Origin of the sequence: Methylocella sp. CPCC 101449 (assembly GCF_031921685.1) — a bacterium.
Classification (GTDB): Bacteria; Pseudomonadota; Alphaproteobacteria; order Rhizobiales; family Beijerinckiaceae; genus Terripilifer.
The window spans coordinates 59,448-86,312 of the sequence record NZ_JAPDHU010000003.1 but is presented as its reverse complement, the minus strand read 5'-3'; the positions used below and the strand labels follow the sequence as shown (position 1 = coordinate 86,312).

The window sequence follows — 26,865 nt, the reverse complement described above, 5'->3', positions numbered from 1 at the left end:
TCAGCGACCGCGTGGCCCTTTGCCGAGGGACCACGAGAGGTGGATAGCGATAATGAGAGTGATTAAGTGTAATAAGGGTATCCGGTGGATGCCTTGGCGCTAAGAGGCGATGAAGGACGTGGTACGCTGCGATAAGCCGTGGGGAGGTGCGAACAACCTTTGATCCGCGGATTTCCGAATGGGGAAACCCACCTTCGATATCTGTAATTCCGAGGCCTTGTGCTTCGGAGACGAAGCTGCATGGTTTTGGACTTACAGATATCAACAGAAGGTATTTGTGCCTGAATACATAGGGTACAAAAGCAAACCCAGGGAACTGAAACATCTAAGTACCTGGAGGAAAGGACATCAACGAGACTCCGTTAGTAGTGGCGAGCGAACGCGGACCAGGCCAGTGCCTCAGTGTTTTTAATCGGAACCGATTGGAAAGTCGGGCCTTAGTGGGTGATAGCCCCGTACGGATTTCGAAACATTGAGGACTTGAGTAGGGCGGGACACGTGCAATCCTGTCTGAACACGGGGAGACCACTCTCCAAGCCTAAGTACTCCTTAGCGACCGATAGCGAACAAGTACCGTGAGGGAAAGGTGAAAAGCACCCCGACGAGGGGAGTGAAATAGTTCCTGAAACCGGATACCTACAAACAGTCGGAGCCCAAGGTTCGTCCTGGGTGACGGCGTACCTTTTGTATTATGGGTCAGCGACTTAATTTGACGAGCAAGCTTAAGCCGGTAGGTGTAGGCGCAGCGAAAGCGAGTCTGAACAGGGCGTTCAGTTCGTCGGATTAGACCCGAAACCGGGTGATCTAGTCATGAGCAGGTTGAAGGTAAGGTAACACTTACTGGAGGACCGAACGGGTGCCTGTTGAAAAAGGCTCCGATGACTTGTGATTAGGGGTGAAAGGCCAACCAAACTCGGAAATAGCTGGTTCTCCGCGAAATATATTTAGGTATAGCCTCGCGTGAATACTCCAGGGGGTAGAGCACTGGATGGGTGAGGGGGGTTCACAGCCTTACCAAGCCTAACCAAACTCCGAATACCTGGAAGTAATGCGCGGGAGTCACACAGTGGGTGCTAACGTCCATTGTGGAGAGGGAAACAACCCAGACCAACAGCTAAGGCCCCTAATTCGTGGCTAAGTGGGAAAGGATGTGGAAATCCCAAAACAACCAGGAGGTTGGCTTAGAAGCAGCCATCCTTTAAAGAAAGCGTAACAGCTCACTGGTCTAAATAAGGGTTTCCGCGCCGAAGATGTACCGGGGCTCAAGCCACGAGCCGAAGCTTTGGGCGCAGCAATGCGCGGTAGCGGAGCGTTCCATAAGCCGTCGAAGGGACAGCCGTGAGGCATCCTGGAGGTATTGGAAGTGCGAATGCTGACATGAGTAACGACAAACACTGTGAAAGACAGTGTCGCCGTAAGTCCAAGGGTTCCTGCGTAAAGTTAATCTTCGCAGGGTTAGCCGGTCCCTAAGGCGAGGCCGAAAGGCGTAGTCGATGGGAACCACGTTAATATTCGTGGGCCAGTGGGTGGTGACGGATTGCGAAAGTTGTACGGGATTATTGGATTTCCTGTGCAACCTGGTGGTCCCAGGAAATAGCCCCCACATTAGACCGTACCCCAAACCGACACAGGTGGACTGGTAGAGTATACCAAGGCGCTTGAGAGAATGATGTTGAAGGAACTCGGCAATTTACCTCCGTAACTTCGGAAGAAGGAGGCTCTCGGCTTGGGCAACCAGGTCGGGGGGGCACAGACCAGGGGGTGGCAACTGTTTAACAAAAACACAGGGCTCTGCGAAATCGCAAGATGACGTATAGGGTCTGACGCCTGCCCGGTGCCGGAAGGTTAAGAGGAGAGGTTCACGCCTTGAATCGAAGCCCCGGTAAACGGCGGCCGTAACTATAACGGTCCTAAGGTAGCGAAATTCCTTGTCGGGTAAGTTCCGACCTGCACGAATGGCGTAATGACTTCCCCGCTGTCTCCAACATCAGCTCAGTGAAATTGAATTCCCCGTGAAGATGCGGGGTTCCTGCGGTCAGACGGAAAGACCCCGTGCACCTTTACTGCAACTTTGCACTGGTATTCGTGTTAGCATGTGTAGGATAGGTGGTAGACTTTGAAGCTTGGGCGCCAGCTCAGGTGGAGTCACCCTTGAAATACCACCCTTATTGACATGGATATCTAACCGAGCTCCGTCATCCGGAGCCGGGACAGCGCATGGTGGGCAGTTTGACTGGGGCGGTCGCCTCCCAAAGAGTAACGGAGGCGCGCGATGGTGGGCTCAGAGCGGTCGGAAATCGCTCGTTGAGTGCAATGGCATAAGCCTGCCTGACTGCGAGACAAACAAGTCGAGCAGAGACGAAAGTCGGTCATAGTGATCCGGTGGTCCCGAGTGGGTGGGCCATCGCTCAACGGATAAAAGGTACGCCGGGGATAACAGGCTGATACTGCCCAAGAGTCCATATCGACGGCAGTGTTTGGCACCTCGATGTCGGCTCATCACATCCTGGGGCTGGAGAAGGTCCCAAGGGTTCGGCTGTTCGCCGATTAAAGTGGTACGTGAGCTGGGTTCAAAACGTCGTGAGACAGTTTGGTCCCTATCTGCCGTGGGTGTAGGAGAATTGAGAGGATTTGCCCCTAGTACGAGAGGACCGGGGTGAACGTACCTCTGGTGGAGCTGTTGTGGCGCCAGCCGCAGTGCAGCGTAGCTATGTACGGACGGGATAACCGCTGAATGCATCTAAGCGGGAAACCCACCTCAAAACGAGTTCTCCCTCGAGAGCCGTGGAAGACGACCACGTTGATAGGCCGGGTGTGGAAGTGCAGCAATGCATGTAGCTTACCGGTACTAATAGCTCGATCGGCTTAAACACTCTCATTAGTCGATATCCATCCAGTCCAAAGCACGACCCCACAAGGGAAACGGCTTTGGCCATGATACAAAAACCAGTTTTGCTTCAATCCGTTTTTTGCCGGCCTGGTGACTTCTGCGGAGTGACCAGACCCGATCCCATCCCGAACTCGGCCGTCAAACGCTCCCGCGCCAATGGTACTATGTCTCAAGACCTGGGAGAGTAGGTCGTTGCCAGGCCTGCAAAAAACGGATCTGCCTCTTACGTATGATCAAATCGAAAAACCCCTTGCCTCGCGGCGAGGGGTTTTTTGTTTTGCAGATCCAGTCTTGGGTGTCGCGCTTACCGACCGATAACGCCGCGTACTTGCGATGCGACCGTTTCAGCGAGCATGCGATAGCCTTCTGGCGTCAAGTGCATCTGATCGGCTTGGTGCGGTAGGCCGCGAAACATGTTGTTGGCGATCATGATCACCGGAATGCCACGTGCCGAAAGGCTGGCTTGGATTTCGGCCGTGCGATCGACACTGCCTTGGCGCCGATCATTGCCGCCGGGCTGCAGGAGAACGGCGCTCGTCGTCTTGGGAACGGCACGATCCAGCCGGCGGAGCATGCCTTCGGTGGTGTCGCCATTGATGCCGGCGTTGACGACGCGGACACGCAGGCCTTGGGCCCGAAGAGTGGCTTCGAGTTGCGCGGGATAAGCTTGATTGCGGGCGACGCCTTTACCGTAGGTGTTGCTGGCGCCCAGCGCCACCAGCGTCTGCGCCTGGGCAGAAGGAAGTCCGATGCACCAGAGAGCGATGGTGAAAGTCAGCGCGGACAGGATTCGAGCAGCCCCCTTCATAGTCTTGCCTCCGTCGTTCGAGCCAGATTCGGGATTAAGTCGTAACCCGTTGGTTATCATGGCTTTTGAAGGCTATCCTGGAACTCTGTTCATATTCAACTGGTCGGCTTATGTGATGTGTCGCCGATCTGGCTCAAGGAGCGTTTTGGTTTGAAAGCATCATCCAACACCGTTACCGCGGCGGACGTTGCCGATCTGCAGTCCCTGATCGGTGAGGTAAGCCTCTCCTCTTGGTTCACCATCGATCAGCATCGCATCGACAGTTTCGCCGAGGTCACCGAGGATCATCAGTTCTTGCATGTCGATGTCGAGGCGGCGGCGAAAGGTCCGTTCGGCGGCACGATCGCGCATGGTTTCTTATCTCTGTCGATGCTGAGCAAGATGGCTGCGACGGCCCTGCCTCTGAGTGGCGCTTCGTCGGTCCTCAACTATGGCTTCGATCGCATTCGCTTTCTGGCGCCCGTGCCGTCCGGTTCGCGAATCAGAGGGCGTTTCACACTCGCCAAAGCGAATCGCCGTGCCGAAGGCCAGACGCTCGTTCACTATCAGGTGGAAGTCGAAATCGAAGGCGAGACAAAGCCGGCTCTCTCGGCTGAATGGCTGGTGCTGTTTTTGTCTAAGGGATGAGCGTGTTCATCCTACACTCCGGCTGACGCTGCTCTCGCAAAGTGCGATGCTCCCTTTCGACGGTGTCCGCGAGGGAGTGCGCATGGGACCGCTTGCCAATCTTCGGGTGATCGAACTGGGCGGACTGGGCCCTGCGCCTTTCAGCGCGATGATGCTGGCGGATATGGGCGCCGACGTGGTGTGCGTCGAGCGCAAATCCGACACACCGCTTGATTTCCTATCGGATACTGATGGCTTCATGGCGCGCGGGCGGCGCAGGATCGTGCTCGATCTGAAGGATACGAAAGATCAGGCGCATCTGCGTGCACTTCTGCATCATGCCGATGTCCTTATGGAAGGATTTCGGCCCGGCGTCATGGAGCGTCTCGGCTTTGGTCCTGATGTTTGTCTGGCGACCAATCCGCGACTGATTTACGCGCGTATGACGGGCTGGGGGCAGGACGGCCCCATGGCGCGACAGCCCGGGCACGATATCAATTATCTGGCTCTGTCAGGCACGCTCGACATGATCGGCGATGCGCAAAGGCCGGTCATTCCGCTCAATCTGCTCGGCGATTTCGGCGGCGGCGGCATGTATCTGGCGTTCGGTATCGTCTGTGCCTTGTTGGAAAGAACGCGCTCGGGGAAAGGCCAAGTGATCGATGCGGCTATTGTCGATGGCGTGGCTTCTCTCTCGATTTTCATTCACGGTCTCATGGCTGCGGGACAATGGCAGGCGCCACGCGGTGGCAATATTCTCGACGGGGGTGCGCCGTTTTATGCGCTCTACGAGACCTCGGATCATCGCCATATGGCGGTCGGGGCGATTGAAAGCAAATTCTTCGCCAGTCTTTTGGCCAAGTTGAATCTTTCGGAGATCAGCTTGTCGGATCAGTGGGAGCGTGCGGGCTGGCCTGACATGCGTCGACGCTTTCAAAGCATTTTTGCCAAGCGCACACGCGATGAATGGCAGAAGGTCTTTGAAGGGAGCGAGGCCTGTGTTTCGCCGGTGCTCACACTGGAGGAGGCAAAGAACGATCCGCAGAATATCGCGCGCAAACTGTTCGCAACCGTGGGGGCGCATCTCGAGGCGGCACCGGCGCCGCGCTTCAGTCGCTCGGTTCCCGAGATCAAAGAGACATCAGACGATACGATCGAGGCGGTGCTTGAAAGATGGGCCCATGCGTCTGATCCCTAGAGAATATGCTCCATTAATGCCCAATTGGCGGGGATTTCTGCGCCATCTCTCTCAGCTTCACCATGGTCTGGAGCAAGAGATTGACCGGTGTTGGAATGCCAACTTGTCGGCCTTTGCGAACGACGTAGCCGTTGAGGTGGTCGATTTCCGTGGGCTTAGCGCGAGCAAGATCCTGTGCCGTCGATGAACGCTGGCCGGCCATGTCGACGGCAATGCGGAATGTTAGATCTTGAATATCGTCGGGTAGAGAAACGCCTGAGGCAGATGCGACAGCAATGCACTCATCAATGGTGCTGTGGATGATCTCGCGCACGCCGTCCACCTCGATCAGACGTCCATAGGGCAATTGAGAGATGGCGGAGAGCGCATTGTAGGAACAATTGGCGACGAGCTTGACCCAGAGAGCATTCAGCACGTCTTGTGAGACCGTCGTGGGAATAGCGGCTTTAACGAGAACATCGGCGATGCGAATACTGGCCGGGCTTGGTGCGATGATCAGTTCGCCGCGGCCATGGTGACGCACGTGGCCGGGGCCGGCTATCTCTGTCGCTACATAGACCGCTGCCGCCAGCACCGTCTGCGGGACAACGGTTGTAAGCCTCTCGGCATTGTCGACGCCGTTCTGCAGGCAAAGAAGGACCGCATCCGATTTCAGATACGGTAAAATCATCTGGCCGGCGGTCTCCGTATCCGTAGACTTGACGCAGAAGAGAATGACATCGGCGCCTTCAACGCCTTGAGCCTCCGTCGTGGCGTGCATTGGCACATGGCCATCAAAGAATTTGCTTTCGAGCCGCAGGCCGCGTTGGCGGATCGCCGCGACGTGCTGCGCTCGTCCGATCAAGCAGACGTCGTGGCCGGCGCGGGCGAGAAGCGCGCCAAAATAACAGCCGATCGCGCCGGCGCCCATGACTGCGAATTTCATCCTTGAAACCTGACGGTCGATCGTTTGATTTGGATGGGCTGGAGAATACGCGATCTGGCAGCCCTAAATCCATGACGAAGCTGCCTTTGTTCATAAGGTATAAACTGGTCAGTTCTGTTTGGTCCGCCTGAATTGACTCGATAGTGAGTATACGGATAGCCAGCACCTCTACGAGGTGCTGACATGACGTTATTGGCAATATCGAATCCGCGCGCGCGTATTCACCTTATTTCAAATGTGGCTGCCGCCCTTTTGGCCGGCCTTTCGCTGGGGCAGGCGCTGGCGCAGGATTATCCGACCAAGCCGATTACCATGGTGGTTCCCTTTGCGGCCGGCGGCCCGAGCGACGTGACGGGGCGGATCCTGGCGCAGCGGCTGGGCGAGTTGCTTGGGCAACAGGTGATCATCGACAATGTTGGCGGCGCAGGCGGTTCAATCGCCGCGAGCCGGGTCGCGAAGGCGGCGCCTGACGGCTATCAAATTCTTCTCGGCAATATTGGCACACAGGTGTGGAGCCAGTTGCTGCCCAAGAAAGCCGCTTATGATTCGACGGTGGATTTTGAACCCGTCAGTCTCGTCACCAATGGGGCGCGGGTGCTGGCGGTGTCGAAAGACATGCCGGTTTCAAACCTGCAGGATTTCATCGCTTATGTTCGGGCCAATCAGGGAAAGCTGAATTATGCCTCGGCTGGGGCGGGCTCGGCCTCCCATATCGGTTGCGTGCTTTTGAACTCGGTCATGGGTGTCAAGGTCACTCATATTGCCTATCGCGGCGCGGGGCCGGCCATGCAGGACATTGCCGGCGGTCGGGTCGATTATATGTGCGACGCGATTTCGACCGCGGCGCCGCAGGTTCAGAGCGGGGCGGTACGTGGGATCGCTCTGCTCTCGGGATCGCGGGCCGCGATCCTGCCCGAATTGCCGACAGCCCAGGAGCAGGGGTTGAAGGACTTCGATGTCAGCGTCTGGCAGGGGATTTTCCTGCCGAAAGCGACGCCGCAACCGATAATTCAGCGGCTGGCCCAGGCAATCGACATGACGCTGGATACGCCGGCGGTGCGCGAACGGCTTGAAGGGCTGGGCGACGATCACATCAAGCCTGAGCGCAGAGGTCCGGCCTTTCTGGCAGGCTTCCTGCGATCGGAAATCGCCAAGTGGGATGCACCGATCAAAGCCAGTGGTATAAGCTCGGAATAGGTCGCGTCAGGAACGCGCGACCGGAGGACATATGGGCGCGAAACTCTATGATCGCCTCAGCTTGAAGACTCTCAAGCTGGTGCTAGCAATCGAAAAATTTGGCTCGCTGACGCAGGCCGCTGAGGAACTGCACACAGCTGTGTCGGCGGCGAGCCGGCGCATCCAGTTCCTGGAAAGCAGTCTTGGTCATCAGGTTATCATTCGCACGGGGCGGGGGATTTCCCTGACGCCCTTTGGTCGTGTCGTCGCCAATTATGCCCGCCGCATCGCCGCCGACATCGATCAGCTTGAAGACAATGTTCGCGATCTGGCGGTCGGGAATACCGAAAAAATTCGCTTCGCCGTGCCTGCGCCGGCGCTCTATCACGATCTGCCTGAACAGCTCGATAAATTCCTGCGAAACTATCCGAGTGTCAGCCTGCTGCTGAAGGAACTGAAGAGCCAAGACGTGGTCGACAGTTTGTTGGGCGGCCAGGCTGATGTTGGGATTATTCTTTCAGGCCATATCGCGCCGTCGCTGGAAGTCTTGCCCTATCGGCGGGATCGGTTGAGCGTCGTTGTCAATCCTTCTCATCCGCTTGCCAGCCGGACGTCCGTCAAATTGGACGAGCTTTTGGAAGAGAACTGGGTGCTGCCGCACGAAACGGCCATGGGACAAACACTCTTGCAGGAAGCAGCGAAGCGCGGCGTCGATCTGCTCAGGCGTGCCGAATCCCGCAGTCCAGCCTCGAGCTTGCGGATTGTTCATAGCGGCCTGGGCGTTACCATTCTGCCGCATGACAGCTCGGCGGCGGAGATATCCATGCGCGGGTTGGTGGCGATTTCGATTGTTGATGACTGGGCGCAGTTCGATCTGTGGCTCGCCACGTTGCGCTCGAATACGTTGTCACCGTCCATTAGCGCCTTGGTTAAGGCTCTCTCGGAGGCCGACGAGCCGGTCGACCCGGTGGAGCCGTAACCGGCGAGCACGGGGCTAGCCTGGCACGCGGATTCGTCCCATCCTGAGGGCCAACACTGCCCAAGGGAGGATCGTCAAAGCCATGGCTCGCTCGTATCAAGCTCCAGTCCTGTTGCCTACGTCTCTTGTTGGCTCTTACTCCGTTCCCGATTGGCTGATCGATCGGGCCAGTCTCGCCAAACGTTTCCCGCCGCGTGTTCGGGCGCGGGAATTGTGGCGTGTCGCGCCTGAATTTTTGCAGCAAGCCCAGGACGACGCGACGGTGCTGGCCATTCGCGATCAGGAGGAGGCCGGCCTCGATATCATCACCGACGGCGAGGTGCGGCGCGAGAGCTATTCGAACCGCTTTGCTACGGCGCTCGAAGGAGTCGATGTCGACAATCCGGGCACGGCGCTCGATCGGTCGGGCCATCCCAATCCGGTGCCGCGTGTCGTCGGTCCGATCAAGCGCAAGCATCCCATCGGTGTGCGTGACGTCGAGTTCCTGCGTAACCATACCAAGCGCGTCACCAAGATCACCGTGCCTGGGCCCTATACGATGTCGCAGCAGGCGCAGAACGATTTTTACCCGAGTGGCCGGGACTTGGCTTTCGCCTATGCGGCGGCGGTCAATGAGGAGATCAAGGATCTCTTCGCCGCCGGCGTCGATATCGTTCAGATCGATGAGCCCTATATGCAGGCGCGCCCGCAGGCGGCGCGCGATTATGGTCTCGCTGCGATGAATGCGGCGCTCGACGGCGTCAAAGGCACGACGGCCGTGCACATCTGTTTTGGCTATGCGGCGATCATTCACGAGCGGCCGCCGGGCTATTCTTTCCTGCCTGAATTCGAGGGATCGCCGATCGGACAGATTTCGATTGAAACCGCGCAGTCGAAACTGGATTGCGCTGTGTTGAAAGGTTTACCGTCGAAGACGGTCGTGCTTGGCGTGATCGATCTGTCCGACATGACTGTGGAAACGCCCGAACAGGTCGCGGATCGCATCCGCGCGGCTTTGCCCTATGTGGCGGCGGAACGGCTCGTCATCGCGCCCGATTGCGGCATGAAATATATTCCCCGAGACATAGCTTATGCCAAATTGCAGGCGATGGTGCAGGGCACGCAGATCGTACGCTCCGAATTGCCGGCGTGATCGACTTCAGTCCTGCCAGAGTGCCGTGACGAACAGAGCTGCGGTGAGTAGCGAGGCCACGGCGCGCACGTGGTTCCAGCGCGTCCAGGGCGCGCTGTAATCTGCCCATGCGGTCGCCGGAGCCGTCTCCGGGAGCGCGGCCATGCGGTTATTGAGGGGGACGTTGCAGACCATCGTCACGCCGATCGAGCCGATGAGGTAGATCAGCGATCCCAAGAGGATGCAGAGCGCCCCCGGCATGTTCCAGCCGAGAGATGCTGCCAGCAGTGCCAGGCAGATCGCAGCGGTGCCGAAGAAAACCGTCATAAACAGGGGATTGATGATGACGATATTGATCGCCTGCATGGCGAGGATGGCGCTCGCCGATGGCAGGCGGTCGAAACTTTTCATGATCGTGTTGGAGAAAATGAAAAACAGGCCGGCGATCAAACCGGCACCGAGGGTGCCTAGAAGCAGGAGCAGGAAGCGGATGGTTTCATTCATGGCGCTTTCCTCATTGGCTGCCTCACTGGGCCAGCCTCAATCTCGGAGAATTTAACAGAGGTTTTTCATCCGTTCCACGGTGCGTCCAGAGAACCCATTGGGTCTATGCCGGCAATGGTTTATGCCAGTTCTGAGGGCGGCCTGGAGGTCGGAGACAGAATATGCCGGATGTTTTGGTGCTGGGCGCGGGCATGGTGGGTGTCTCGACCGCGCTGGCGTTGCAGGCCCAGGGGCAGGAGGTGGTTCTTGTCGATCGGACGTCGCCGGGGCATGAGACCAGCTATGGAAACGCTGGTCTGATCCAGGCCGAGGCTGCGGAGCCCTATGCTTTTCCCCACGATCTCGCCAGTCTGCTGCGGGTCATTTTCAAGCGCGGCAACGATGTGAACTATCACCTCGATGCATTGCCGGATCAGTGGCGGCCGCTCCTTGGTTATTTCCAAGCGTCAGCTCCGGTGCGGCATCAGATCATCTCGCGCAGCTATGCGAAGCTGACACGCCGCTCGACTGCCGATCATGCACCACTCATCGCTGCTGCTGGCGTCGAGGGGCTGATCCGGCGTGAGGGCTTTCGCAAGATGTTCCGCAGCACCGGAGAGTTCGAGCGCAACGTGGCGCAGGCGGAACGTGTCGCGCGCCAATATGATCTGGCATTGCGGATCATGGATGGGGCGGAGCTGGCTGCGGCCGAGCCGGCGCTGAAGATCGCATGCGCCGGCGCATTTCACTGGCTCGATAGCTGGAGCTGCAGCGATCCAGGCGCGCTGACACAGGCTTACGCGGATTTGTTCGTCGCCCGTGGCGGGCGCATTCAAACGGCGGATGCGAGCAGTCTGGAGCAAGATGGCCGCATGTGGAGTGTCGGTGTTCGCTGGGGGCGGCTTGCCGCGCGGCACGTGGTTGTGGCGCTTGGACCGTGGTCGCCGTTGCTGTTGCAGAAATTTGGCTATCGTGTCCCGCTCCTGCGCAAGCGCGGCTATCATCGGCATTACACAGGCGGGACGACGCTGAACCTACCGATGCTCGATGTCGAGAACGGGGCAGCGCTGTCACCCATGCGGGCTGGTTTCAGGGTTCTGACGGGTGCCGAGATTGCCCGTTTCGATGCGCCGCCAACACCGGTGCAGATGGTTCGTGCTGAACAGGCCGCTCGTGAGCTGCTTGATCTGGGCGAGCCAGTCGAAGCCGAACCTTGGTTCGGCAATCGTCCATGCATGCCCGATATGTTGCCGCTCGTCGGTGCGGCGCCGCGCCATAAAAACCTGTGGTTCCATTTCGGCCATGGCCACCAGGGTTTTACCCTGGGGCCGACGACCGCGGCCCTGCTGGCTGAAGAAATCATCACCGGGCAGGTGCCGATGCCGGAATTGTCGCCGCGGCGTTTATCTTAGAGCGTTTTCGAGCGAAGTGGATTCTGGTTCGCGTAAAGAAAACGCGTCAAAACAAGAGCCTGAAGTCTTTCACCGTTTCAGTGAAACGGTGAAAGACTCTGGTCAGGTGACTTCGGCGGCCTTTGGCGCATCGGCCTCGGTGTTCGTTTCCGCGCTGGTGTCATAGGCCGTCCAGAGTGCGGCGACGCCGATGATGGCCGAAAGAATCGAGGCGCAGAAGACCGCGATCTTCGCCGCGTCGAAATCGCTGGCGACGGGGAAAGCCTGGCCGGCGATGAACAGCGACATGGTGAAGCCGATACCGGCGAGGGCACCAGCGCCCCACAATTGCCGCCAGGAATATTCGGCCGGTTTGACCGCGATCTTGAGCCAGACGGCGAGCGCGGCGGCGCCGACCATGCCGATCGGTTTGCCGACGACGAGGCCGAGAATGATCGCCAGCATCAAGCGTGGATGGTCGCTCCACACGCCCATGGACAGAACCACGCCGGCATTGGCGAGCGCGAACAGCGGCAGCACGAAATAGCTCGAACGTGGCGCCACATGACGCAGCATGCGGTCGGCCGGAGATTCAAGCCGATCGTGGATTGCATCGAGCGCGCGCATGGCTGGCGCTGAAGGGCCGTGCCGTAAAGCCTCGCCGTAGCGCATGGCTTCGGCCGTGACGATGGAATTGGCCTGGGTGATCAAGGCGCGCAGATTGGGCGGCGGCCGCGTTGGAATGAATAGGGCCAGTACGACGCCAGCCAGGGTCGCATGCAAACCGCCGACATAGACGCAGATCCACAGAGCGATGCCGAGCAGAATATAGGGTGTCGTCGCATAGACGGCCGAACGGTTGAGGAAGGCGAGTGCGGCGACGACTGCGACGGCGGCGCCGAGCGCATAGAGATTCAAAGCGCCTGAATAGAAGGCGGCGACAACGATGATCGAGCCGATGTCATCGACGATAGCGGCGGCGGTGAGGAAGATGCGCAGTTCGACGGGGACGCGCTGCCCCATCATGACGATGAGCGCGACCGCGAAGGCTGTGTCCGTTGCCATCGGCACGCCCCAGCCATGAGCCCACGGGCCGGAAGGAATGACCAGGAGATAGAGGAGGGCCGGCGCGACCATGCCGCCAAGTGCGCCCGCGATCGGCAGAGCCGCGGAGCGGCGACTGGCGAGATGGCCGACGGTGAATTCGCGTTTGATTTCGAGGCCGACGACCAGAAAGAAAATCGTCAGCAGGGCATCGTTCACCCAATGCAGCAGCGACATGCGGAAAGCGGCGTCACCCAGGGACAGGCCCATATAGGTGTGCCAGAATTTTTCAAAGCCGCCGGCCAAGGCGGAGTTCATGGCTAAAACGGCGGCGATCGTGCCGAGCAGCAGCAAGATGCCGGTGGAAGGCGCCCAACTGGCGAAATCGAGGGCGGCAGAGCGGACACGATGTCCAAGCGAGCCGAGCATGGCATCGGCGAAGGAGCTTTCATCCCAGGGGCCATCGTAGCGGCGACCGTTGATGAAAAAGGTCGGCGTGTACATGACGCCGCTGGCATAGGAGCTGGAAATATCGGTATCGACGCGCTGGCGTGCGCGATAGGCGGTCTCTTCCAGATCTTCATCGTCGAAATAGGACAGGCCGAGATCGGAAGCGACCGCTCGCAGATCGTCCTCGGTGAGGGTGGTCGAGCGTGTCATCAGTTTGACATGCGCATCCCAGAAGTGCTCGCTGTCGCGGGTGTATTCGACAAGCTCGGCGGCGCGGCGTGCGAGTTCGTTGTTGGTCAGCGGGCGATGCCGGAAGACGTAGCGCAAGCGATCGCCGAACTGTTCGCGAACCTGGATGATCCTGTCATTGGCGGCGCGGCAATGGGGGCAGGCATAGCTGCCGTATTCGACCAGAGTGATTTCGGCGGTCGCGTCGCCCAAAATGTGATCGACCGCCTCGTCCACGGGTCGGTCGAGACGGTTGGTCGAGCTCAATTCTGACATTCAGAAAAACCTGCGAGTAAAATCTGGCCGATGCTGTGGTGAGAGGCCCACACATAGGGATTTTGCACGACAGCTCAAGGTTTGAACAGATATTAGCCCTCAGGTGATGGTCGAGCGCAACCGTCGCTGATGCGCGTTCAATTCCGCTTGTTCGAGCAGGCGTTCGAGATCGGCCCGTGCGATATCGAAACTTTCACCCATCTGCTGCAGGGCTTCGTCGATATCGGCGGCGACAAAGGTCGGTGCGGCCGCACCAGGCGATGGCAGGGGCCGGTGTGGATAAGATCGGCGCAGGAGGCGATGGAACAGCACGCCGGCGGCCACCATGGCGGCCGAATTGACGGCCACGGGCACCGGAGGGAACAACAGGCCCCATTTGGCAACGATCGGTTCGCCCAGCGCCGCGGTCATTGCGACAGCGCCGCCTGGCGGATGCAGGGATCGTGTCAGCGACATGATCGCTAGCGCCAGGCTGGCGGCCAGGGCCGCAGCCCATGTCGGATCATGGATCAGCCAGGCGCAGGCGAGACCGATGAAGGCGGCGATCATATTGCCGCCGATGACCGGCCAGGGCTGGGCCAGGGGGCTGGCCGGAATGGCAAAGACGATGACCGCCGACGCACCGACGGGCGCGATGATCAGGGGCGAGGTCTCGCCGAGAACGGCGCAAACTGGTGATGCCCGTCCAGGCGATGGCAATGAAGACCCCGAGACAGGATAAAGCGCGGTCGCGGAAATTGGCGCCGGACAGAATCGGCTGGAAGAAACGCAAAATATCGCCTAACTGAGATGCAGTTAGCCTAGATATTATGCACAAACGACGTTCGTCAATTTAAAATAACAGCATAATATTCTTGTGAAATATGCATAGCCTCGCAACTGAAGCCAATTGGCTCTGTGTCGAAACGGCCTTTTCCGCGTTGTTCTTCAGCAACGGGAGGCCACGCATCCATGATCGAAACAGAGCGACCGCAGGCCTGGCGCGAGGCGGTCTTGATCGTCAATACGCGCTCGCGGCGGGGACGAAAACTCTACGCTCGGGCCAAGGTTGCCCTGGCCACTCATGGGGTGGCACTGAGCGCGACTTACCCGGTTCGCGATCCTGGTCGTTTATCGGAAATCGTCCAAGGTGTGGTGGCGCGAGGAGCTGTGCTGGTCATCGTCGGCGGGGGCGATGGGACGATCAGCTCCATCGTCGATTACTTCGTCGGCTCCGCGGCCACGCTTGCGATTCTGCCGCTTGGGACGGCCAATAGTTTCGCGCGAACGCTGACCATTCCCATTGATGTCGAAGGCGCCGCTCATGCCTTGGCCAACGGGACCGTAGTTGCTGTCGACCTGGGCTGTATCGATGGCGATCTCTTTGCCAATGCGGCATCGATTGGCATTTCTGCTGCGATCGGGCGCAGCCGGCCGCATCAGCTCAAACGCTATCTGGGGCGGTTCGGCTATCTGATTGCAGCCGCCCGCATGTTGGCCACGTTCAAGCCCTTTGCTTGTCGTTTGAGCCACGAAGGACAGACGGTTCTCGATGTCGATCAAGCCGTCGACGTGCTCATCGCCAACGGTCCCTATCATGGCGGCATGCTGGTCGCGGATGAAGCGGATGTGGAGAGCCGCGATATTGTCATTCGCATCATTAAGGGAAGTTCGCGCTGGGCTCTGGTGAGCGGCTGGTTGCGCATCTGGCTGCATCTTCCGCTGGGACCACATCGTTTGGATGTGGTGCGGACGAAAGCGGTGACCCTGACGACCGATCCGATCCGCTATGTTTCCATAGATGGTGAAGTCGTGACTAAGACGCCTATTCATGTCAGCGTCGCGCGACGGGCGTTGCGGGTCATCGTGCCGATAACCTTCGTCGAGCGATCTACTCCACATCCAAGTGAAGGAAATATCAGAGCAGGGATGCTCGCCTCGAAAGACGGCCGGGAAGACCCCGTTAGCGCGTAGTATCGGTCGGCTTCGCGGCGCACTATCAATGACATCGCGATTTTGGCTTAATTAGAGTAATTCTAATATCAACACTCCAGGTGCCTTTGAGTGTTAGGAAGTCCTTTTAAATCAAGGGTATCTGGAATGTTTCTAAGCTATTTGCTTTGACAAGCTTCGGGGCCGTTCGTAAAGACGGCCGTGGTTAGGACATGCAACGTTGTTGCATGCGCCCGGCAATCTTTTGGCGCGCCCCCAACGAAAAGCTGCGAAGCGATGCTGATCTGTGTCCCAGATGTCCTGACGAAGGAGGAGGTCGCCGACTTCCGTCGCATCATGGACGCGGCCGATTGGGAAGACGGGCGCTCGACGGCCGGCTCGATCTCGGCGCTGGTGAAGGATAATACGCAGCTTCCGCCCGACAGCGATGTGTCGCGCGCGTTGGGCGAGCGGATCATCACGGCGCTGACGCGCAGTCCGCTGTTCATTTCGGCGGCTGTGCCGCAGCGCATTTTTCCGCCACTGTTCAATCGCTATGGCGTCGGCAACAAGTTTGGCCTGCATGTCGACAATGCGGTGCGTGGCGACAAGCTGACGGGCTTGCGCATCCGCACCGATCTGTCGGTGACGTTGTTTCTTTCCGAACCGGAAGAATATGAAGGCGGCGAACTCGTCATCGAAGATCAATACGGTTCGCATGAAGTGAAGCTCGCTGCGGGCAGTCTCGTGCTCTATCCCGCTTCGAGCCTGCATATGGTGACGCCAATCACGCGCGGCGTGCGCGTCGCTTCCTTCTTCTGGTTGCAGAGCATGTTGCGGGAAGACCATCAACGCGCATTGGTCTTCGATCTCGATCAGACCATTCAATCTCTCGCCACACGGCTTGACTCGGGGGACGCGGACGTCGTGCGGCTGACGGGCATCTATCACAATCTCATCCGGCAATGGGCACAAGTATGAACAGGCGGCATCTCGGTACTTTCGTTTTGGCGGCGCAGGTTTTGGCGACGCAGGTTTGGGCGCAAGAAGAGGTTGTGCCGCGCGTCGTGCCGCCATCGGGAGCCGTCCCGCACGATCTCTCGCCCTGGTCGATGTTCATGGCCGCCGACATCGTTGTGCAGGCGGTGATGGTGGGCCTGGCATTCGCTTCCGTCGTCACCTGGACGATCTTCATTGCCAAGAGCGTGGAATTGGGGATCGCGCAGACGAAGTTGCGCCGCGCGATTGCCCGCATCGCCGGTTCGCGCTCCTTGGCCGATGCGCAAGAGACGCTGCGCGGTGAACGAAACATCGTTGCTCGCCTGCTCGATGCGGCTGCTCAAGAAGCGCATCTGTCATCCGATATCACGGTCGATGGTGGCATCAAGGAACGCGCTGCTTCGCATTTCAGCGAGATCGTGCGCCGCGAAACCGGCGGCATGCGTCGTGGCATGGGTTTGCTGGCGACGATCGGGTCAACAGGTCCCTTCGTCGGTCTGTTCGGCACCGTCTGGGGCATTATGAACAGCTTCATCGGCATTTCGAAATCGCAGACGACCAATCTGGCCGTCGTCGCGCCGGGCATCGCCGAAGCGCTTCTCGCGACGGCGCTGGGCCTCGTCGCCGCTATCCCGGCGGTCATCCTCTACAATTACTTTTCGCGCGGCACGAAGTCCTATGGCGAGACGGTGAGTGCGGCCTCAGGCCTGGTGCAGCGTCTTTTGTCCCGCGATCTCGACCGCGCTTACGGGCGCTCAGTCGCCAACACCCTGGCGGAGTGAGCCATGGCCGTCTCGCTTGGTGAAACCGACGACGAATATGATGAAGTGCATGAGATCAACGTCACGCCCTTCATCGACGTCATTCTGGTTCTGCTGATCATCTTCATGGTGGCGGCGCCGCTGTCGACGGTCGACCTGCCGGTCGATCTGCCCAGCTCGACCGCCAATCCGCAAAAGAAGCCGGATAAGCCGACCTATGTGACGATCAAGTCGGATCTGTCGGTGGCGATCGGCGAGAACATGGTGAAGCGGGTCGATCTCGCGCATCAGCTCGACCAGCTCCCGGAGATGACCAAGGACAAACGCATCTTCCTGCGCGCCGATAAGTCCGTGCCCTATGGCGAGATCATGAGCGTGTTCGAGCTGCTGCGCACCGGTGGTTATCTCAAGGTCGCTCTGGTGGCTTTGGAAGGCGTGCCGGAGGCGAAGCCTGCCGAAGGGGGGGGCACCACCCCATGATGCCGAAGAGCTCGATGGCCCTATGGACCTTAGCCGCTGCCGGCGCGCTGGCCTTGCACCTGGGTGGTGCAATGGTGGCCATGTCCTATGCCAATGTCGAGCCGACGGAAGATGAGGATGGGGCGCCGGCGATCGAGATAGGGCTGGAGCTGGCCTCACTGAAGGCCGAACCCTCCGATCTGCCGCCGGGGCCAGAGGCCGAAGCTTCGGCTGCATCGCAGGCGGTTCAGGAGCAGAAGGTCAAGACCGAACAGACGGAATTCGAAAAGGGCGATCCGACCGAGACGGAAGATCCCGATCGTGTGGTGCAGCAGCAGGCCACCGAGAAGCCGAAGGAAGAAGAGCCGCAGACGACGGCCGTGCCGGCCACGCAGTCGACGGAATCCGTCGCTTCCGAGGCAACCGCCGCGCCGACGGTCGAGGAAGCCCCGCCGAGCGAGAAATCGGTCGCACCTGTCATCGGTACCGGTCGCAGCCTGCAGCGCATTCGTGCGACGTGGCAGCGCCAGCTCGTCGCTCATATCGATCGCCACAAGCGTTATCCGACGGGAGGCACACGCCGCAGCGTCGAAGTCGTCGTGCAGTTCGAGCTCGATCGCCTCGGCCATGTGAAGACGGTTGGCATCGCAAAAGGCTCGGGGGATACCAACTTCGATGAAGCAGCCATCGCCATGATGCGCCGCTCAGATCCGGTGCCGCCACCGCCACCGCTGGTGGCCGACGAGGGGCTGAGCTTCACGATGCCGATCGTCTTCCGCGTCAAAGGCTGAGGGGATCGCATCAGCCTTCATAGCGTTTCACAGTTCGGCGGATCGCCGAACGCCATGAAGACGCGTCCAAAATAAGAGAATCTAAGCAAAATCACGTTTCTATCGAAACGTGATTTGCTCTAGCGCGCGAGCGGAACAGGTCGCAGATTTCGGGCGATTGCAGCCAGCCATCGATGCGCGGATGCTGCATGTTCGATGGATCGGCTTTTGAAAACGTTTCGTAGCTTGAGGCGACGAAATCCTCCAGCGTATAGAAATAGGCTTTGTTCTTCGGGCCGGGGTGGCTGGCGCGCTTGAACACATAGTCGCCCTTGACGCCGAGGCGCTTGGCGATCGGCGGATAGATCGGCAGCACCGCATCGTCCACAAGCCGGTCGACGGCAAAGCGATCGAAGTCGCCTTCGCGTAGGGTCAGGCCCTCCTTACGAAGCAACATCCGCGCGACGTCATACATCACGTGGGCTTTCGGATGCACGGGCGTGTGCATGAAACAACCCGCGCGGCTCCAGCGGAGCATGTCGGGGCCGTAGTCGAGATCGCATTCGCGGCCAAGCCGCAGCATTTCGTCCCAGGCCGACTGCCAGACATCGAAATAACCGAGCCGCTCGTACATATCCTCGTTCATCAGGCTCAAAGCCTGCTTCTGCGAGAGACCCAGGCGGAAGGCGGTGGCGAGAATGGCCGATTGCGAAACGTTGAACAGGCCGAGCACGGCGCTTGGCGCGCCTGGTTTTTGCAGAAAGAGGAAGTCGGGATGATAAGCGGGGAAATGAAACAGCGGGAACCAACGGATGCTCGGCATCAGTCGTTCCAGCGTCGCGTGATCCCCGAAGCGCAGATGGGTGGAGATGTATTTTAGACCGAAGACATAATCGTAGTCGCGTAGCACCTTGGCCAGCAGTTCCGGCGTCGTGCGGTTGCCGAGCAGGATCTGGATGGGATCGACGGTCGCGCCGGGAAGCAGCATGTCCATCGCATAGGCGACGCCGAAAGTCTGGCAGTTGGCGATGACGGCGATATGGGGGCCATTCGACTTGCGCCGATTACGACCTGCGACCTGACGCACGCGCATAGACAGCACGCGCCGGTCAAATGCGGACAGCATCTGAACTCCGACCTACGATTGAATCAAGATTCTGGCCGTGACATTCGTCCAATGCGGACCTATCGTCAATCCAGCTCAATTCACGCGGTTTTCACGAGGATTCCGATGGCCCGTGGCCCCTATAACAACCTGCCGTCACACCAGTTTTGGCGTTCGGCCGTGGCTTCCATGCCGTCTTTCGCCATAGATCCGATTGTCTCGGTCCCCTTCACGATTGCTCCTTCGGACAAGGTGGCCTCGGCGGGTAGCTGCTTCGCTCAGCGGGTGGCTCGCCAGCTGCAAAACAGCGGCTATCACTATTATGTGCCGGAAGACACGCCGCCGGGGCTCACCGGCGACCAGGCGTTTGAACGCAACTATCGCGTGTTCTCCTGCCGCTATGGCAATATCTACACAACGGCCCAATTGCGGCAGACATTCGAACGCGCCTTCGGCCAGCTGAAGCCGGATATCGACGTCTGGACGCGCCCCGATGGTCGCTTCGTCGATCCCTATCGGCCGCTGATCGAGCCGGAGGGATTTGCTTCGCCTGACGAAGTGCATGCGTCGCGTGAGGAGCATCTGCGGCTTGTTCGCGAGATGTTTGAGAATCTCGATGTCTTCGTGCTCACGCTTGGGCTGACGGAACATTTTCGTTCCAAGAGCGACAAGGTCGTCTTGCCGGTAGCCCCTGGCGTCTCGGGCGGCACGTGGGACCCGGACATTTATGAATATCACAATGCCCGGGTATCGGAGATTGTCGCGGATCTGTTGGGCTTCATCGACAATCTGCGGTCCGTCAATCCGAAGAGCCGGATCATCATTTCGGTCTCGCCTGTGTCGATGTTGGCGACCTATGAGCCGCGTCATGTGGTGGTGTCGAATTCCTACACCAAGTCGGCGCTACGCGTCGCGGCGGACGAGGTCTGTGGCGCGCGTGATAACGTCGCTTATTTCCCGTCCTATGACATCGTGCTGACGCCGTTCAACGCCGGCCGCATCTATACCGACGATCAGCGTGAGCTGACCGAGCTTGGCGTCGATCTCGCCATGAAGACCTTCTTCGATCATTTCACTGAAGGCGGGAATCAGGCGAAACACAATTACGAGGACGTGCGTTTCGACGCTGCGGCGGAAGCGGCGAGCGCGGCGCGGATCGTCTGCGACGAAGTGGCGATCGAAAGTTAGTCGAGTTGGACTCCGATCGCCTTGACGATCGGGGTCCATTTGTCACGCTCGGCACGTAGAAAAGTAGCTGTGGCGCTAGGGTTTTCACCAATAACGGTAGCACTGAGGGCTTGCAGGCGTTCGCGCACCTGCGGATTGGCGAGGGCTGCCTTGGATGCCTCGTAGAGTGCGGTGATGGCGTGATCGGGCGTGCCCTTGGGTGCGAGGAAGGCCAACCAGCTATAGCCAATGAATTGCGGCAGGCCCGCTTCGACGGAGGAGGGGGTGTCGGGCAATTGCGCGATGCGCGCCGGACTTGAAACCAGGAGCGCATTGACCTTGCCGGAGCGAATCTGCTCGAGCGCGGTCGGCACGTTGTCGATCATCAATTGCACTTCGCCGGTCATGACATCTTGCATGGCGGGACCTGCGCCACGATAGGGCACATGGGCCATGGAAACGCCGATGAGATTGGCGAACCACTGGCTTTGCAGATGGCCGATGCTGCCGACACCGGGCGAGGCATAATTGAGCCGGCCTGGGTTATTGGCCGCAAAGGTCTTGAGTTCGCCGACGGTCCGTGCGGGTACCGTCGGCGAGATCAACAAAACATTGGGAATGTCGACGAGATGGATGATCGGCGTGAAGTCGTCACTCACGTCGAAGGGCAGGCGACTGTAAAGCGCCGGATTGATCGCGTGGGTGGAGACCGTGGCAGCTAGGATCGCGTAGCCGTCGGCCGGGGCGCGGGCGATCTCCGTTGATCCCGTGCTGCCGCCAGCCCCGGCTTTGTTCTCCACCACGACCTGTTGGCCGAGCGGGCCGGCCATGTCGGCGGCGATTAGACGGGCGATGACATCTGTGGAGCCGCCAGGGGCGAAGGGCACGACCAGTCGAATAGGCCGGTTCGGCCAGCTTTGGGCCTGAGCGATCGGCGACGAGAACAATAGGGCGTAGCCGAGTGAGGCCAAGCAAAGGGCGAAACGGGTCAAGAGCGACTCCGGCGATGGGCAGGTGGCAGCCAAGCCCGAGACTAGCCGGCCCGTGACCGGGCGCAATGTCAGGAAATCGCTTCGGAATAGTTCATGTGTTGACAATAACAGCGGCTTCTCTAAAATGAATGATCATTCGTTTTTTATTCTTGCTCTAAAGTGAGCCTGACTTGCCCAAACTCTCGGACGAGAAACAGCAAGAGCGGCGGCTGCATATCCTCGATGCGGCCGAAGCCTGCTTTGCCCGAAAGGGCTTCCACCGCACGACCATGAACGACATCTGCCGCGAGGCGGGCGTCTCGGCGGGGGCCGTGTACCTCTACTTCAAATCCAAGGAAGCCCTGATCGAGGGACTGGTGGCGCGTGATCGTGACGAATTTCTGGAGTTGTTCGAGCAGATCGATACGTCCGATCTGATGAACAGTCTCGGAGCGTTGATGGAAACCTGCATCATCGAGCGCCCGCCGGAAAAACTTGCGATCTTTCTGGAGATTGGTGTCGAGTCGCGACGCAATCCCGCCGTCGCTGAGACCATGATGCGCTGCGATGCGACGATCCGCGCTTCGATGACAGCCCTGTTGGAACGGGCCAAGGCCGACGGGACCATCAATCCGGATCGGCCTGTCAGTGAAATCGTCGATGTCATGGACGTGATTGCCGACGGCCTGTTTTGGAGCCTGGGTTGTCGGCCGGGGTTTGAGGTGGCGACGGTGGCGCGTTCGATCCTGCCGTTGATCGCGCAAATGCTGCGCCCGGTCGCTCAACCATCTTCCGTCTCTCTGCCTCACAAGGAAACGACGTCATGAGACGCAGTATCGTTATTCCGGCGCTGGTCGTGCTGGGCTTGGCCGGTGCCGGTGCGGCCTGGAGGTTTGGCAGCGCGCAGGCGGCTCGGCCGGAGGCGAAAGACAAGGCTGCCGCCAACCTCTCGCATCAGCCGACGCCGCAACCTGTCAGCGTGGTCGCAGCGCGCGCCCATGACATTGTCGAAACCGTGTTGGCCACGGGCACTTTGGTGGCCCGCAATGAAGTGCTGATCGGACCAGAGATTGAAGGTCTGCGCATTGTCGAACTGCTGGCCGAAGAGGGCGACAAGATCGAGAAGGGCGCCGTGCTCGTGCGCCTGCAGCGCGATGCGCTCGATGCGCAACTGGCCCAGTCGGACGCGGCGTTGAAGCGCGCCGATGCGGCTATCGCCCAAACGAGCAGCCAAATCTCTCAGGCCGAGGCCAATGCGGCCTGGACCAAAGTGGATATTGAACGCGCCCGTTCCTTGTTGACGCGCGGGGCGTCAACCCAGTCCGCGGTCGATCAGAAGAATGCCGCAGCGCTGACGGCACAGGCGCAACTGCGCGGTGCTCGCGACGCGCTCGATCTTGCCCAGGCCGACAAGGCCAGCCTGGAAGCGCAGCGTCGCGAATTGCTGGTGCGCATCGCGCGGACCGAGGTGCGCTCGCCGGCTGCTGGCATCGTCGCGCGCCGCTCGGCAAAGCTCGGTGCCGTGGCTTCAGCCGCGGGGGACCCGCTGTTTCGGATCGTCGAGAACGGCACCATCGAACTGGAAGCCGAAGTACCGGAAGCACGCATCGGCGTCGTTAAGACAGGCCAGAAAGCACTGGTGACCTTGGCCAATGGCAGAAGGGTCGACGCGCAGGTGCGCCTTGCTGCCAGCGAGGTCGATCGCAACACCCGCCTTGGCCGTGTGCGCCTGACTTTGGCCTCTCCGGAAGGTGCGGCGACCGGCTCCTTCGCGCGGGGCGTGATCGAAATCCGCCAGGCGCGCGCTTTGACGGTGCCAATCAGCGCGCTTTCCTATGACAATGGCGTGGCGCAGGTGCTCGTCGCCGTCGATGGCGCCGTGCAGGCCAAGCCAGTGCAGCTCGGGCTCGTCGATGGTGGCCGCGCTGAAGTGCTGTCGGGTCTGACCGAAGGCGAGGAAGTGGTGGCGCGCGCCGGCTCTTTCCTTCGCCCTGGCGATCGCGTTGCGCCGATGCGGGAACAGACCGGAGCCCTGTGATGAACATTTCCGCCTGGTCGATCCGCCGGCCGATCCCCGCGCTCGTCCTGTTCGCTGTCTTGACGATCCTGGGCCTGTTCTCGTTCTCGCAATTGCCGGTAACGCGTTTCCCCAATGTCGATATTCCCATCATCTCGGTGACGATCAATCAACCGGGGGCAGCACCTTCGGAAATCGAAACGCAGATCACCAAGAAGATCGAAGATGCGGTTGCCGGTGTCGTCGGTATCAAACATATCGTTTCGTCGATTTCCGACGGGCTGTCGACGACCACCATCGAATTCCGCATCGAGATCAACACCGATCGTGCCTTGAATGACGTCAAGGACGCGGTGGCGCGGGTGCGTGCCGATCTGCCACGCAACATCCTTGAGCCGATCACCCAGCGCGTCGACATCACGGGCCTGCCGATCGTGACCTATGCGGTGGCTTCGCCCGGCATGTCGATCGAGCAATTGTCCTGGTTCGTCGATGACGTGGCGGCGCGCGATTTGCAGAGCGTGCGCGGCGTCGGTGGTGTCTCGCGCATCGGCGGCGTCGATCGTGAGATTTTGATCGAACTCGACCCTGATCGGCTGCTGTCACTCGGCGTCACCGCCGGAGAGGTGAGCCAGCAGTTGCGGGCGATGAATGTCGATATCGGTGGCGGTCGCGGTGAATTGGCCGGTCAGGAACAGGCAATCCGCACGCTTGCTGGCGCACGCAAGGTGGAAGACCTGGCTCAGACGACCATCGTGTTGTCAGGCGGACGCAAGGTGAAACTCGCCGATCTCGGCACGGCGAGCGATACGGCCGCCGAGCCGCGTCGTTTCGCCCGGCTCGATGGTCGTTCCGTGGTCGCCTTTGGCGTCAACCGGGCGAAGGGCGCGAGCGACGTGGTGGTGGCGGCCGACGTCGCCAAGCATATCGAGGCGTTGCGGGCGAAATATCCTCAGGTGTCGATGGACTTGATCGACAGTTATGTCGATTACACGGTAGGCAATTACAAATCGGCGATGCAGACGTTGCTGGAAGGCGCCGCGCTCTCCGTCCTCGTCGTATTGATCTTTCTGCGTGATTTGCGCGCGACGATCATCACGGCCATTGCCTTGCCTTTGTCCGTCATTCCGACTTTCTTCGCGCTCGATGCGATGGGGTTTTCGCTCAACCTGGTCAGTCTGCTCGCCTTGACTCTCGCAACGGGCATTCTGGTCGACGACGCTATCGTCGAGATCGAAAACATCGTGCGTCACATGCGCATGGGCAAATCGCCCTATCGCGCGGCGCTGGAAGCGGCCGATGAAATCGGCCTCGCGGTGATCGCCATCACCTTCACCATCGTTGCGGTGTTCGCGCCGGTGAGCTTCATGGGTGGTATCGCCGGACAATATTTCAAACAGTTCGGCCTGACGGTGGCTGTCGCCGTGCTGTTTTCGCTTCTGGTGGCGCGGCTCGTCACGCCTATGCTGGCCGCCTATTTCCTGCGTCCGCATCCCCACCGCGAGGCCAGGGAAGGCTGGCTGATGCGCGCCTATACGGCGCTGGTGCGTGTCTCCGTGCGGCATCGCTTCATTACTATCGTCGCGGGTCTCGCGATTTTCGCCGGCTCGATCATGGCGACGAAATTGCTGCCATCGGGCTTCCTGCCGGCCGAAGACGTGGCGCGGTTGCTGCTGTCGGTGGAGCTGCCGCCGGGTGCCAAAATCGACGATACGATGCGCGTCACCGATACGATCGCCAAAAGCTTGCGCGAGCGGCCGGAAGTCACAGGCGTGTTCGTCGATGGCGGCAAGATCGGCCTTGGTGCGCCGGAAGTGCGCAACGCGCAGCTCACGGTCCATCTCACCCATAAGAGCCATCGCGAGAAGACGCAGAAACAACTGCAAACCGAGATCGGCGCCGATGTCGCGCGCATCCCTGACATTCGCAGTTGGTTCCTGAACGACAATGGCCAGCGCGCGGTGTCGTTGGTGGTCTCAGGTACGGACAATGCGGCTGTCGAGCGTGTCGGCGCCGAGCTTGCCAGCCAGATGAAGCGCATTCCGCTGATCGCCAACGTCTCGTCGAGTGCAGCGCTCAATCGGCCGGAAATTCTGATCGTGCCGCGCAGCGATCGCGCCGCCGACCTCGGCATTTCCACCGAGGCTTTGGCCGATGCCATTCGCGTCGCCACCATCGGCGATCTCGATATCAATCTGGCGAAATACAATGCCGGCGACCGGCTGTTGCCGATCCGCGTGCAGTTGAAACGCGATACGCGCGCGGCGATGGACATTCTGTCGAACCTGCGCGTTGCCACCAACCGTGGCGCTTCGGTGCCGCTGTCGGCGGTGGCTGACATTCGCCTGGGCCAGGGGCCGGCGAGCATCAACCGATATGACCGCGTCCGGCGCATCTCGGTCGAGGCCGATCTCGTCGGCACCGATGCGCTCGGCGAGGCGGTCGAGGCGATCATGGCCTTGCCGGCGGCGAAGAATCTGCCGGCGGGTGTGACGCTGAAGGAATCCGGCGACGCCGAGATCATGATCGAAGTGTTCGAGGGCTTCGCCAAGGCAATGGGCGCCGGCATTTTGATGGTGCTGGCGGTGTTGATCCTGCTGTTCGCCAGCGTGCTGCAGCCGATCACCATTCTGTTCTCACTGCCGCTGTCGGTAGGTGGTGTCATTCTCGCGTTGATCATCACCAATCACGCAGTCTCCATGCCGGTGGTGATCGGCATGCTGATGCTGATGGGCATCGTCACCAAGAACGCCATCATGCTGGTCGATTTCGCCATCGAGCAGATGGCGGCGGGCGTCGACCGGCTGGAGGCCATTGTCGATGCGGGCCGCAAACGGGCGCGGCCGATCATCATGACAACCATCGCCATGGTGGCCGGCATGGTGCCCTCGGCGCTGGGCTTCGGTGATGGTGGCGAATTCCGCTCGCCGATGGCGATCGGCGTGATCGGCGGCTTGATCGTTTCGACCTTGTTGTCGCTGATTTTCGTGCCGGCGATGTTCATTCTGATGGACGATCTGTCGAAGCTGGTCGGCCGCCTGTTCTCGGGGGTCGTTGGGCCGACGGATGAGCCGGAAGCGGCGCCGCCCCCGGTTGCATCCGGACAGGAAGGCCGCAATATTCGCCTCGCCGCCGAATAG

The 26,865-nt window shown here is 59.9% G+C and carries 22 protein-coding genes and 2 rRNA genes; 17 read left to right on the top strand and 7 right to left on the bottom strand.

The window, feature by feature from the left end; translation table 11 throughout:
* Nucleotides 1–60 precede the first annotated feature (60 nt).
* Both OIM99_RS20570 and rrf read left to right on the top strand, forming a co-directional pair.
* Nucleotides 61–2,873: ribosomal RNA gene (locus OIM99_RS20570) — 23S ribosomal RNA — on the top strand.
* A gap of 103 nt (nt 2,874–2,976) precedes the next feature.
* Nucleotides 2,977–3,091: ribosomal RNA gene (rrf, locus tag OIM99_RS20565) — 5S ribosomal RNA — on the top strand.
* Nucleotides 3,092–3,194: 103 nt separating this feature from the next.
* Here rrf and OIM99_RS20560 read toward each other — a convergent pair.
* The gene (locus tag OIM99_RS20560; protein ID WP_311852361.1) at nt 3,195–3,698 is read right to left on the bottom strand and encodes a GDSL-type esterase/lipase family protein; all 504 of its coding nucleotides are present in this window, start codon (nt 3,696–3,698) and stop codon (nt 3,195–3,197) included.
* 150 nt (nt 3,699–3,848) lie between these two features.
* On the opposite strand from OIM99_RS20560, the gene OIM99_RS20555 reads away from it, so the two are divergent.
* The gene (locus tag OIM99_RS20555) at nt 3,849–4,325 is read left to right on the top strand and encodes a MaoC family dehydratase (RefSeq protein WP_311852360.1); all 477 of its coding nucleotides are present in this window, start codon (nt 3,849–3,851) and stop codon (nt 4,323–4,325) included.
* Between the two features lie 46 nt (nt 4,326–4,371).
* Nucleotides 4,372–5,502: a CaiB/BaiF CoA-transferase family protein gene (locus OIM99_RS20550; protein ID WP_311852359.1), complete on the top strand. Its 1,131-nt coding sequence runs from the start codon at nt 4,372–4,374 to the stop codon at nt 5,500–5,502.
* A gap of 13 nt (nt 5,503–5,515) precedes the next feature.
* On the opposite strand, the gene OIM99_RS20545 is transcribed toward OIM99_RS20550, so the two are convergent.
* Complete coding sequence (locus tag OIM99_RS20545; RefSeq protein ID WP_311852358.1) at nt 5,516–6,427, bottom strand: 2-dehydropantoate 2-reductase; 912 nt, start codon at nt 6,425–6,427, stop codon at nt 5,516–5,518.
* Between the two features lie 183 nt (nt 6,428–6,610).
* Between OIM99_RS20545 and OIM99_RS20540 the strand changes: the two genes are divergently transcribed.
* From OIM99_RS20540 to OIM99_RS20530, 3 genes are all read left to right on the top strand, one after another.
* On the top strand, nt 6,611–7,624 hold the full coding sequence (locus tag OIM99_RS20540) for a tripartite tricarboxylate transporter substrate-binding protein (protein WP_311852357.1): 1,014 nt from the start codon (nt 6,611–6,613) through the stop codon (nt 7,622–7,624).
* A 31-nt stretch (nt 7,625–7,655) separates the two neighbouring features.
* Nucleotides 7,656–8,582, top strand: coding sequence for a LysR family transcriptional regulator (locus tag OIM99_RS20535; protein WP_311852356.1), 927 nt, complete (start codon nt 7,656–7,658; stop codon nt 8,580–8,582).
* Nucleotides 8,583–8,664: 82 nt separating this feature from the next.
* Nucleotides 8,665–9,714 (top strand): uroporphyrinogen decarboxylase family protein, encoded by a 1,050-nt coding sequence (locus tag OIM99_RS20530; protein ID WP_311852355.1) that lies wholly within the window; start codon nt 8,665–8,667, stop codon nt 9,712–9,714.
* 6 nt (nt 9,715–9,720) lie between these two features.
* On the opposite strand, the gene OIM99_RS20525 is transcribed toward OIM99_RS20530, so the two are convergent.
* A complete protein-coding gene (locus OIM99_RS20525) occupies nt 9,721–10,197 on the bottom strand; it encodes an anthrone oxygenase family protein (protein WP_311852354.1) in 477 nt (158 codons plus the stop codon).
* Nucleotides 10,198–10,358: 161 nt separating this feature from the next.
* On the opposite strand from OIM99_RS20525, the gene OIM99_RS20520 reads away from it, so the two are divergent.
* A complete protein-coding gene (locus tag OIM99_RS20520) occupies nt 10,359–11,588 on the top strand; it encodes an FAD-dependent oxidoreductase (protein WP_311852353.1) in 1,230 nt (409 codons plus the stop codon).
* A 102-nt stretch (nt 11,589–11,690) separates the two neighbouring features.
* Here OIM99_RS20520 and nhaA read toward each other — a convergent pair whose 3' ends face one another.
* Nucleotides 11,691–13,565 (bottom strand): Na+/H+ antiporter NhaA, encoded by a 1,875-nt coding sequence (gene nhaA, locus OIM99_RS20515; RefSeq protein WP_311852352.1) that lies wholly within the window; start codon nt 13,563–13,565, stop codon nt 11,691–11,693.
* A 99-nt stretch (nt 13,566–13,664) separates the two neighbouring features.
* Nucleotides 13,665–14,264, bottom strand: coding sequence for an HPP family protein (locus OIM99_RS20510; RefSeq protein WP_311852351.1), 600 nt, complete (start codon nt 14,262–14,264; stop codon nt 13,665–13,667).
* Between the two features lie 252 nt (nt 14,265–14,516).
* On the opposite strand from OIM99_RS20510, the gene OIM99_RS20505 reads away from it, so the two are divergent.
* From OIM99_RS20505 to OIM99_RS20485, 5 genes are all read left to right on the top strand, one after another.
* On the top strand, nt 14,517–15,518 hold the full coding sequence (locus tag OIM99_RS20505) for a YegS/Rv2252/BmrU family lipid kinase (RefSeq protein WP_311852350.1): 1,002 nt from the start codon (nt 14,517–14,519) through the stop codon (nt 15,516–15,518).
* Nucleotides 15,519–15,773: 255 nt separating this feature from the next.
* On the top strand, nt 15,774–16,457 hold the full coding sequence (locus OIM99_RS20500; RefSeq protein ID WP_311852349.1) for a Fe2+-dependent dioxygenase: 684 nt from the start codon (nt 15,774–15,776) through the stop codon (nt 16,455–16,457).
* The gene (gene exbB / locus OIM99_RS20495) at nt 16,454–17,257 is read left to right on the top strand and encodes a tonB-system energizer ExbB (RefSeq protein WP_311852348.1); all 804 of its coding nucleotides are present in this window, start codon (nt 16,454–16,456) and stop codon (nt 17,255–17,257) included. The genes OIM99_RS20500 and exbB overlap by 4 nt, the downstream gene beginning before the upstream one ends.
* Nucleotides 17,258–17,260: 3 nt before the next feature.
* Nucleotides 17,261–17,716, top strand: a complete 456-nt coding sequence (exbD, locus tag OIM99_RS20490; protein WP_311852347.1) for a TonB system transport protein ExbD — start codon at nt 17,261–17,263, stop codon at nt 17,714–17,716.
* Nucleotides 17,713–18,486 (top strand): TonB family protein, encoded by a 774-nt coding sequence (locus OIM99_RS20485; RefSeq protein ID WP_311852346.1) that lies wholly within the window; start codon nt 17,713–17,715, stop codon nt 18,484–18,486. Before exbD ends, OIM99_RS20485 begins: the two co-directional genes overlap by 4 nt.
* Before the next feature lie 91 nt (nt 18,487–18,577).
* Here the strand turns inward: OIM99_RS20485 and OIM99_RS20480 are convergent, their stop codons facing one another.
* Complete coding sequence (locus tag OIM99_RS20480) at nt 18,578–19,591, bottom strand: WcbI family polysaccharide biosynthesis putative acetyltransferase (protein ID WP_311852345.1); 1,014 nt, start codon at nt 19,589–19,591, stop codon at nt 18,578–18,580.
* Between the two features lie 105 nt (nt 19,592–19,696).
* Between OIM99_RS20480 and OIM99_RS20475 the strand changes: the two genes are divergently transcribed.
* The gene (locus tag OIM99_RS20475; protein WP_311852344.1) at nt 19,697–20,758 is read left to right on the top strand and encodes a GSCFA domain-containing protein; all 1,062 of its coding nucleotides are present in this window, start codon (nt 19,697–19,699) and stop codon (nt 20,756–20,758) included.
* On the opposite strand, the gene OIM99_RS20470 is transcribed toward OIM99_RS20475, so the two are convergent.
* Entirely contained in the window at nt 20,755–21,729 is a 975-nt protein-coding gene (locus OIM99_RS20470) for a tripartite tricarboxylate transporter substrate binding protein (RefSeq protein ID WP_311852343.1), read from the bottom strand. The two genes, OIM99_RS20475 and OIM99_RS20470, sit on opposite strands and share 4 nt — an antisense overlap.
* Before the next feature lie 170 nt (nt 21,730–21,899).
* Between OIM99_RS20470 and OIM99_RS20465 the strand changes: the two genes are divergently transcribed.
* The 3 genes from OIM99_RS20465 to OIM99_RS20455 are packed head-to-tail and all read left to right on the top strand — an operon-like array spanning nt 21,900 to nt 26,865.
* A complete protein-coding gene (locus OIM99_RS20465; protein WP_311852342.1) occupies nt 21,900–22,535 on the top strand; it encodes a TetR/AcrR family transcriptional regulator in 636 nt (211 codons plus the stop codon).
* A complete protein-coding gene (locus tag OIM99_RS20460; RefSeq protein WP_311852341.1) occupies nt 22,532–23,746 on the top strand; it encodes an efflux RND transporter periplasmic adaptor subunit in 1,215 nt (404 codons plus the stop codon). Before OIM99_RS20465 ends, OIM99_RS20460 begins: the two co-directional genes overlap by 4 nt.
* Nucleotides 23,746–26,865, top strand: a complete 3,120-nt coding sequence (locus OIM99_RS20455) for an efflux RND transporter permease subunit (RefSeq protein ID WP_311852340.1) — start codon at nt 23,746–23,748, stop codon at nt 26,863–26,865. Before OIM99_RS20460 ends, OIM99_RS20455 begins: the two co-directional genes overlap by 1 nt.